3 protein-coding genes are annotated in these 3,594 nt (G+C 69.4%); all 3 read right to left on the bottom strand.

Annotated features, from left to right (window positions below):
• Positions 1-37 precede the first annotated feature (37 nt).
• Positions 38-1,027 (bottom strand): transketolase family protein, encoded by a 990-nt coding sequence (locus ABD378_RS42865; RefSeq protein WP_344530750.1) that lies wholly within the window; start codon positions 1,025-1,027, stop codon positions 38-40.
• The gene (locus ABD378_RS42860; RefSeq protein WP_344530748.1) at positions 1,024-1,854 is read right to left on the bottom strand and encodes a transketolase; all 831 of its coding nucleotides are present in this window, start codon (positions 1,852-1,854) and stop codon (positions 1,024-1,026) included. The genes ABD378_RS42865 and ABD378_RS42860 overlap by 4 nt, the downstream gene beginning before the upstream one ends.
• A 102-nt stretch (positions 1,855-1,956) precedes the next feature.
• Positions 1,957-3,309 carry an ATP-grasp domain-containing protein gene (locus ABD378_RS42855; protein WP_344530746.1) on the bottom strand — a complete coding sequence of 451 codons (1,353 nt, stop codon included), beginning with the start codon at positions 3,307-3,309 and terminating at the stop codon, positions 1,957-1,959.
• Positions 3,310-3,594 lie beyond the last annotated feature (285 nt).

Here is a 3,594-nt window from a genome sequence, read left to right as displayed (position 1 = left end):
GTTCCGCCACGCCGCCCGAGCAGCGTGGCGGAACGACTCACGCCAGAACGTCCAGCGCCTGGGTCACGGCGTTGCTCACCGTGATCCCGGCGTGGTGCAACAAGTACTCCTCCCCGCCCACCAGGTCGTAGTGGATGTCCGGCACGCCGATCCGTCGCACCGGGGGCCCGCCGACCTCGGCCACCACCTCGCACACCGCAGCCCCGAGGCCGCCCAGCGCCCGGTGGTCCTCGATGGTCACCACGACCTCGGCGTTGGCGCTCGCGTGCAGCACGGCCTCCCGGTCGAGCGGCTTGACCGTGTGCATGTTCAGGTGCCCGGCGCTCACGCCCTGTACGGCGAGCTCACGGGCCGCCTGGGCCGCGACCAGGTTGGGATGCGGGCCGGTGGCGACGAACAGCACACGGCCGGGCTCCCGCATGACCCTCGCCCTGCCGAGCACGAACGCGGCGCGCTCCTCGTACAGCGGGGCCGTGACCTGGCGCCCCAGCCGCAGGTACGTCGGCCCCGGGTCTTCCGCGATCGCCACGGTGGCCTGCGCCGTCTCCCAGGCGTCGGCGGGCGCCACCACCGTCATGTTCGGCAGCATCCGGGTCATACCGATGTCCTCGAGCGAGTGATGCGTCGGGCCGTAGTGACCCGACGCGAGACCCGCGTGCGTACCCACGATCTTGACCGGCAGGTTCGCACCTGCCACATCGATCTTGATCTGTTCGTAGGCACGGGCGATGGCGAAGGGGCTCATGCCGTTGGCGAACACCGGGCGGGCGGACACCGTCATGCCGGCGGCCACACCCATCATGTTCTGCTCCGCGATACCGAGGTCCACGTGCTGACGCGGCAGTTCGACGGCGAAGTGGTCCTCGAAGTTCATGTCGGCGGTCAGGCACGCCAGGTTCGGGTTCTCCCGCGCGAGCGCGAGCAGCATCATGGCGTACGCGTTGCGGCTCTCGATCGTCGAGCGGTTCTCCCAGACGTGGTCGAGGACTTCCGCCACGGTGCGACGCACCGCGATGTCGGTGCTCATGCCCGGTCACCCTCCAGGACGGCCAGCGCCTGTCGCCGTGCCGAGGCGTCGAGGGTCGCCGAATGGCTCTGCTTGGTGTCCTGCAGCCCCGGCACTCCACGCGCCTTGACCGTCCGGGCGATGACGACCGTCGGCCGGCCCGGCTCGACGGGCATGGTCAGCGCCGCACGGATCTGGTCGTGGTCGTGCCCGTCGATGCCGAGCACGCGCCAGCCGAAGGCGGCCCACTTGTCGGCCAGCGGCTCCAGCGACATGCAGTCGTCGGTGCGGCCGCTGATCTGCCAGCCGTTCCGGTCGACGATCGCGATCAGGTTGTCGGCGCCATGATGCGCCGCTGCCATCGCCGCCTCCCAGTTGGAACCCTCCTGCAGCTCCCCGTCACCAAGGATCACGAAGGCCCGCTTGTCGTGGCCGAAGCGTTGGCCTGCGAGGGCGACACCCAGGGCCAGGGGGAGCCCGTGCCCCAGAGCACCCGTGGAGAAGTCCACTCCGGGAAGACGCTTCATGGGGTGACCGCCCAGCCGGCTGCCCTCTTCGGCGTAGGTGGCGCACTCCGACTCCGGGATGACCCCGGTAGCGGCGAGCACCGCGTAGAGCCCCGCGGAAGCCTGCCCCTTGCTCAGGATCAGATGGTCACGATCGCCCGACGGGCCCTCGCCCGCCGGGTCGCGCAGCACCTCGGCGTAGAGCACGGCAAGGAGGTCGGCGATCGACATGCTGCCGCCGATGTGTACGCCGTTGGGGGAGGCGCTCATCTCGATGACCTTGCGCCGTATCTCCAGGGAGAGTTGCCGTGCCGTGGTCTGCGGAGGCGACTGTGTGAGCATGGGGGATGGATCCTTCCGTAAGTCGACCGGCGCCTCGACCAGCGGGAACCAGTAGGAAGATGAACAGCGGAGCGGGCGCCGCCGGGTCGCGGTGCCCGAAGGTCACACCACGCCGCAGGCGGCCCGGGAGCCCGGCTGCCGGACCTGGAAGATCGATTCGCGAACGGACTCGATGAACCGGTAGTCGATCTCCAGCGTGACGGGGTCCGCATGCGTCAGGAACACCCGCAGCGGACTGGTCAGCAGGTCATGGGTGGGCACGATGACATCACCGGGCCCCCGCTTGACCACCAGGTCCACCACCGACGGCCGGTCGCGGATCTCCTGGACCAAGGCCTCGTCGACCGAGACCACGGTGCCGGACAGCGATGTCGGAGCGTTGTAGACGGCGGCAGGCTGACGCCGCTCGTAGACCCCGTCCGCGTAGCGGGCGAGAAAGTCCTGGGGGCGGAGGTAGGCCAACGCCGTCAGGTCGGCGCTGTTCACGCCGATGGCCCTGTCGTGGAAGGCGGGGTGCAGATGCCCGTTGACCCGGGCGCCGACCTCGACCAGGGCCGGACCGGCCTCGGTCACGATCAGTTCGGTGTGCGCGGGGCCGTGCTGGATACGCAGGACGTCGAGGACGGTACGGGTGTAGGCGACCAGATCCGCGACCACCGGAGTGTCCGACGGCAGCAGGATGTCGCGGTTGTAGATGGGCTTGCCGTTGGCCAGCAGGCGCTTCTCGTAGCGCCAGACACCGCAGATGTAGGGATGGCCGTCGACGCTCACGCTGTCGACGATGTATTCGGTGCCCTCCAGGTAACTCTGCACGAGCACCTCGGTGTTGACGCCGTTGAACACGGTGGTGCTGGACAGCACCGACCGGAACGCGTCGCGCAGCGCCTCGGCGTTGCGGCAGACGGTGACGCCGTCGGTGGATGCGGACGCCAGCGGCTTCGCCACACAGGGCCAGTGCCCGTTGGCCTCGGCCCACGCGACGGCCTCTTCCACGTCATCGGTGAGTAGTTGCTGCGCGGTGCGCAGCCCCGCCGCGGAGACCGTCTCGATCATCTTGTGCTTGTCGCGACGCGCGTCGGAGCACGTGGTTCCGTTGGTGCGCACGTCCAGCGCCTCGCTCAGCCGGTCCGCGAGCAGCACACCCGGTTCCTGGCCGGGCAGCACGAAACGTACCCCGGCCTCCTTGAGGGCCTGTTCGGTGCCGCCGTCCGGGTCGTAGACCAGCCAGTCGAGATATGCGGATCGGTCCCACGGCTGCATCCGGGAGATCGGCTCGGCGGTGCTCTGCACGTGGATCACGTCGACGCCCAGTCGATTGAACGCCGCAGGCAGGTAGTTGCCTGTCCCGTACGCGTCGACCAGGACACCGACCGCGCGGCCCCTGGACCTGCGCACCACCTCGGAGGTGCGGTCAAGCAGCTCCTCGGCACCCCTGTCCACCATCAGCTCAGTCATCGGGTTCTCCCGCCTCGGGTCATCGCGGTCTGAGCTCAGCAACGTAGGAGCTGGGAAACGCGGGAAGGCGGGTGATACGACTTGAGACACATGGGGTCACCCCCAAAGGCACACAGCCGGACCAGGGGCCCCGACGCGGTCGGCATGGTGGTTTCCCGGCCGCTCTTGCCGATCCCCCGAGGAAGGTGCCGGATGACCTACTCAGCCGACGAAGGCCGCTACGGCCGCCTGTCCTACCGGCGTGCCGGGAACAGCGGGCTGCGGCTGCCGCCCCTGTCCCTGGGG

This window comes from Streptomyces rectiviolaceus, from assembly GCF_039533825.1.
GTDB classification, from domain to species: Bacteria; Actinomycetota; Actinomycetes; order Streptomycetales; family Streptomycetaceae; genus Streptomyces; species Streptomyces rectiviolaceus.
This window is presented reverse-complemented; position numbering and strand designations above follow the sequence as displayed.

Coding starts and splice junctions, on each gene's coding strand:
- ABD378_RS42865 (WP_344530750.1), bottom strand. CDS start 1,027: ATGAGCACCGACATCGCGGTGCGTCGCACCGTGGCGGAAGTCCTCGAC.
- ABD378_RS42860 (WP_344530748.1), bottom strand. CDS start 1,854: ATGCTCACACAGTCGCCTCCGCAGACCACGGCACGGCAACTCTCCCTG.
- ABD378_RS42855 (WP_344530746.1), bottom strand. CDS start 3,309: ATGACTGAGCTGATGGTGGACAGGGGTGCCGAGGAGCTGCTTGACCGC.